This window comes from Actinomycetospora sp. (assembly GCF_055612215.1).
Genome location: NZ_JBVPVA010000433.1, coordinates 1 through 5,352, shown reverse-complemented (window position 1 = coordinate 5,352; position 5,352 = coordinate 1). Strand labels below are relative to the sequence as shown.

The 5,352-nt window shown below is 71.8% G+C and carries 4 protein-coding genes; 2 read left to right on the top strand and 2 right to left on the bottom strand.

The window, feature by feature from the left end:
- A partial coding sequence (locus AC0CYZ_RS12205) for a multifunctional oxoglutarate decarboxylase/oxoglutarate dehydrogenase thiamine pyrophosphate-binding subunit/dihydrolipoyllysine-residue succinyltransferase subunit (protein WP_472215641.1) occupies positions 1 to 2,949 on the top strand: 2,949 nt, incomplete at its 5' end.
- A 69-nt stretch (positions 2,950 to 3,018) separates the two neighbouring features.
- On the top strand, positions 3,019 to 3,189 hold the full coding sequence (locus AC0CYZ_RS12200) for a DUF6104 family protein (RefSeq protein ID WP_472215640.1): 171 nt from the start codon (positions 3,019 to 3,021) through the stop codon (positions 3,187 to 3,189).
- 64 nt (positions 3,190 to 3,253) lie between these two features.
- Here AC0CYZ_RS12200 and AC0CYZ_RS12195 read toward each other — a convergent pair whose 3' ends face one another.
- Together AC0CYZ_RS12195 and AC0CYZ_RS12190 are read right to left on the bottom strand one after the other, a co-directional pair.
- Positions 3,254 to 4,204, bottom strand: a complete 951-nt coding sequence (locus AC0CYZ_RS12195; protein ID WP_472215639.1) for an ABC transporter substrate-binding protein — start codon at positions 4,202 to 4,204, stop codon at positions 3,254 to 3,256.
- Positions 4,205 to 4,230: 26 nt separating this feature from the next.
- A partial coding sequence (locus AC0CYZ_RS12190; RefSeq protein ID WP_472215638.1) for a putative bifunctional diguanylate cyclase/phosphodiesterase occupies positions 4,231 to 5,352 on the bottom strand: 1,122 nt, incomplete at its 5' end.

Here is a 5,352-nt window from a genome sequence, read left to right as displayed (position 1 = left end):
AAGGCGCGCACCGGCAAGCTCACCACCGAGGACTTCGCCGGCGTCACGATCAGCCTCACCAACCCGGGCACGATCGGCACGAACCACTCGGTGCCGCGCCTGACCGTCGGCCAGGGCACGATCGTCGGCGTCGGCGCGATGGAGTACCCCGCCGAGTTCCAGGGCGCCAGCGACGAGCGCCTCGCGAACATGGGCATCAGCAAGATCATCACGCTGACGTCCACGTACGACCACCGGATCATCCAGGGCGCCGAGTCGGGCGACTTCCTGCGCCGGATCCACCACCTCATCCTCGGCGAGGAGGGGTTCTACGACGACATCTTCGCGTCGCTGCGCATCCCCTACGAGCCGATCCGCTGGACGCAGGACCTGCCCACCACCTCGATCGACCGCACGGCGCGGATCATCGAGCTGATCGACGCGTACCGGACGCGCGGCCACCTGATGGCCGACACCGACCCGCTCGACCACCCGCAGCGCCAGCACCCCGACCTGGACATCCAGAGCCACGGGCTCACGCTGTGGGACCTCGACCGCGAGTTCCCCGTCGACGGGTTCGCGGGCCGCCAGACCATGAAGCTGCGCGACATCCTCGGGGTGCTGCGCGACTCGTACTGCCGCACGATCGGCATCGAGTACATGCACATCCTCGACCCCGAGAAGCGCGCCTGGCTGCAGGAGCGCATCGAGGTGCCGCACGAGAAGGTGCCGGTCGCCGAGCAGAAGTACATCCTGTCCAAGCTCAACGCGGCCGAGGCGTTCGAGGCGTTCCTGCAGACCAAGTACGTCGGGCAGAAGCGCTTCTCGCTCGAGGGCGCGGAGACCGTCATCCCGCTGCTCGACGCGGTGCTCGACGAGGCCGCGGCGCACGAGATGGACGAGGTCGTCATCGGCATGCCGCACCGCGGCCGCCTCAACGTGCTCGCCAACATCGTCGGCAAGCCCGTCTCGCAGATCTTCCGCGAGTTCGAGGGCAACCTCGACCCGGGCCAGGCGCACGGCTCCGGCGACGTGAAGTACCACCTCGGCGCCGAGGGCAAGTTCTTCCGGATGTTCGGCGACGGCGAGACCACGGTGTCGCTGACGAGCAACCCGTCGCACCTCGAGGCCGTCGACCCGGTGCTCGAGGGCATCGTGCGCGCCAAGCAGGACATCCTGAACAAGGGCCAGGACGGCTTCACGGTCCTGCCGGTCGCGATGCACGGCGACGCGGCCTTCGCCGGCCAGGGCGTGGTCGCGGAGACGCTGAACCTCGCCCTGCTGCGCGGCTACCGCACCGGCGGCACGGTGCACGTGATCGTCAACAACCAGGTCGGTTTCACCACCGCCCCGGAGCACACCCGCTCGACGCACTACTGCACCGACGTGGCGAAGATGATCGACGCGCCGGTCTTCCACGTGAACGGCGACGACCCGGAGGCCTGCGTCTGGGTGGCGCGGCAGGCCGTGGAGTTCCGCGAGCGCTGGAACTCCGACGTCGTGATCGACATGATCTGCTACCGGCGCCGGGGCCACAACGAGGGCGACGACCCCTCGATGACCCAGCCCGAGATGTACGACGTCATCGACGCGAAGCGCTCGGTCCGCAAGACCTACACCGAGTCGCTGATCGGCCGCGGGGACATCTCCCTCGACGAGGCCGAGCACGCGTTGCGCGACTACGGCAGCCAGCTCGAGCACGTCTTCAACGAGGTCCGCGAACTGGAGAAGGCCCAGATCTCGCCGAGCCCCTCGGTGGAGTGGGAGCAGGCGGTGCCGAACTCGCTGAAGACCGCGGTGCCGCTCGAGGTCGTCCAGCGCATCGCCCGGGCCTTCGTCGAGCTCCCCGAGGGCTTCACCGTCCACCCGCGCGTCAAGCCGGTGCTCGAGCGCCGCGGGAAGGCCGCCTCGTCCGACACCCAGGACGGGATCGACTGGGCGTGGGCCGAGCTCCTGGCGTTCGGCTCGCTGCTGATCGACGGCAAGCTCGTCCGGCTCTCCGGCCAGGACTCGCGACGCGGCACGTTCGTCCAGCGCCACTCCGTGCTCATCGACCGGCACACCGGCGAGGAGTACGTCCCGCTGCGCCACCTGAGCGAGGACCAGGGCCGCTTCATGCCCTACGACTCGGCGCTCTCGGAGTTCGCCGCCCTGGGCTTCGAGTACGGCTACTCGGTGGTCAACCACGACGCCCTGGTCCTCTGGGAGGCGCAGTTCGGCGACTTCGTCAACGGCGCGCAGTCGATCATCGACGAGTTCATCTCGTCCGGTGAGGCGAAGTGGGGCCAGACCTCCGACGTCGTCCTGCTGCTCCCCCACGGCCACGAGGGCCAGGGCCCGGACCACACTTCCGGGCGCATCGAGCGGTTCCTGCAGCTGTGCGCCGAGGGGTCGATGACGGTCGCGCTCCCGTCGAGCCCTGCGAACTACTTCCACCTGCTGCGCCGCCACGCCACCGACGGCGTGCGCCGCCCGCTGGTCGTCTTCACCCCGAAGTCGATGCTGCGCAACAAGGCCGCGGTCAGCTCGGTCGAGGAGTTCACCTCCGGGCGCTACCGGCCGATCATCGACGACCCGGCGTTCTCGTCCGACGAGAAGGCGGCGGGCGCGTCCCGCCTGCTGCTCTGCGCGGGCAAGGTCTACTACGAGCTGGTGGCCGCGCGGGAGAAGGCCGGGACGACCGACGACGTCGCGATCGTGCGCCTCGAGCAGCTCTACCCGATCTCCAAGGACGAGATCACCTCCGTCGTGGAGCGCTACAGCGGCATCACCGACCTCGCCTGGGTCCAGGAGGAGCCGGCGAACCAGGGCGCCTGGCCGTTCCTCGGCCTCAACCTGCCCGACAAGGTCCCGGCGGTGCGCGGGCTGCGCCGCATCTCCCGGCGTCGGATGGCCGCACCGGCGGCCGGCGTCGCGAAGGTGCACGAGGTGGAGCAGAAGGCGCTCATCGCGGAGGCCGTGGAGCTGTAGGGCAGGGGCGAGCGGAGCGACGGGGAGCTGCAGGGCAGGGGCGAGCGGAGCGACGGGGACATCGGGAGCATGTACTTCACCGACCGCGGCATCGAGGAGCTCGAGGACCGGCGCGGCGAGGAGGAGGTCTCCCTGGCCTGGCTCGCCGACCGGCTCCGGGCGTTCGTCGACGCCCACCCCGAGCACGCCGGCGCGGCCGACCGCTTCGCCACGTTCCTCGCCCGCGACGACAGCGAGTAGGGCCGAGCCCATGTGAACGATTTTCGTCGCCGGGACGACGAAGAGCGTTCACATGGGCTCCGCCCTAGCCGATCCCGGCCGAGCTGAGCCAGTCGCGGGCGACCTGGGCCGGGTCGGGCTTGTCGGGCGCGTCGAGGCGGCGGTTGAGGTCGGCCAGCGTCGAGGTGTCGAGCTTCTGCGAGATCCGGTTCAGCAGGTCGGCGACGGCGGGGTCCGCGAGCTTGGCGGAGTTGATCAGCGGCACGACCTGCTGGGCGGCGAAGTTCGACCGCGGGTCCTCGAGGATCACGAAGTCGTTGCCCGGGATCGACGGGTCGGTGGTGAACAGGTCCGCGGCCTGCACGGTGCCGGCGCGCAGCGCGGCGACGGTGAGCGGCCCGCCGGAGTCGAGCGGGCGGAACTCCCGGAACGTGCACCCGTAGGTCGCCGCGAGGCCCGGGACGCCGTAGGGGCGGGTCGCGAACTCCGGCGGCCCGCCGAAGGTCGTCGCCGGGCAGAACCGCGTGAGGTCGGCGATCGAGCGGACGTCGTTCGCGGTGGCGAACGCCCGGGTGACGACGACGGCGTCCTTGTCCTCCGCCGCGCTGGGCGCCAGGAGCACCAGCGGGGGCGGGAGCCGGCGGCCGATCGCGGCGTACACGTCGGCCGGGGCGGTCGCCGTCGCCGTCGGGTCGAGGTAGCGCAGCAGGTTGCCGGTGTAGTCCGGGACGAGGTCGACGGTGCCGTCTCGCAGCTTCGGGACGTAGGTCTCCCGGCTGCCGATGCCGAAGCGGCGCTCGACCTTCACCCCGCGGGTCGAGAGCCCCGTCGCGTAGATCTCGGCGAGCAGCCGGTTCTCGGGGAAGTCCGCCGACCCGACGCGGACCGTGTCGGGGGCCGAGGGCCCCTCCGGGGTCGGCGGCTCGTCGCCGCCGCACGCCGCGAGCAGGAGGGCGACGAGCACCGTGACCAGGCACGACGCGACCCGGCGGCGCCGGACGGCGACGGGGGCGTGCGACGAGCGGGACGATCTCACCGAGGGGTGATCCTGCCACGGCACCCCTACGAGGCGTCGGCCACCTCGGGCCTGATCGGGCCCTGCGCGAGGATCTCCTCGAGCGCCGCCGAGGGCATCGCCCGGGCGAACAGCCAGCCCTGGTAGGCGTCGACGCCGAGGTCGCGCAGCACCGCGAACTGGTCGGCGTCCTCCACGCCCTCGGCCACGCAGGTCTGGCCGATGGCCGCCGCGAGCTCGACGACCGCCCGCGCCACGGCCCGGTCCGACTCGCCGGTCGCGACCCCGCGGACGAAGCCGCGGTCGAGCTTGACGATCTGGGCGGGCAGCCCGGTCAGACGCGACAGCGAGGAGTAGCCGGTGCCGAAGTCGTCGACCGCGAACCGCACGCCCGCGGCGATCAGCTCGTTCATCTCGCGCAGCGTCGAGGGCGGGAGGTCGGCCAGGCAGGTCTCGACGAGCTCGAGCACCAGCCGGTCCCAGGGCAGGCCGGACTCGGTGACGATCTCGTGCACCGTGGTGAGGAAGTCGGGGTCGCCGGGCAGCAGGCCCGCGAGGTTGACCGCGACGGAGGCGGTCGGGTGGCCGTCGTAGGTGGGCCACGTCGCCGCCGCGTGCACCGCGGCGCGCAGCACCCAGCGGTCGAGGTCGCCGAGCAGGTCGGCGGCCTCGGCGATCGGGAGGAACTTGTCCGGGAAGATCAGGCCGTGCTCGGGGTGCTGCCAGCGCACCAGCGCCTCGGCGGTCTGGACCCGGCCGTCGGGCCCGACGACGGGCTGGAAGTGCAGCACGAGCTCGTCGTTGACCATCGCCTGGCGGAGCTGCGACTCCATCCGCAGCGCCTCGTCGGCGCCGCGCATGATCGCCTCGTCGGCGAGCGCGACCCGGTTCGAGCCGCTCTTGGCCTCGAACAGCGCGGCGTCGGCGAACCGGACGAGGTCCGCGGTCGCGGGATGGTCCGGGGCGTCGACGGGGGCGGTGGCGAGGACCTGCTCGATGGGGTCGCCGGTGAGGTCGATGTCCGGCTCCCCGCTCGCCGGCGGGAGGCCGAGCGTCGCGCCGACCGCGGCGCCGATGGTCGCCGAGACCCGCACCAGCTGGCCGTGCACGGGGACCGCGGTGCGCAGGATGCGGGCGACGGTGGCCGTGAGCTCGTCCAGCCCGCCGTG

What these genes read in the sequence shown, in the direction of transcription:
- AC0CYZ_RS12200 (WP_472215640.1), top strand. Translation starts at nt 3,019, where the DNA reads ATGTACTTCACCGACCGCGGCATCGAGGAGCTCGAGGACCGGCGCGGC.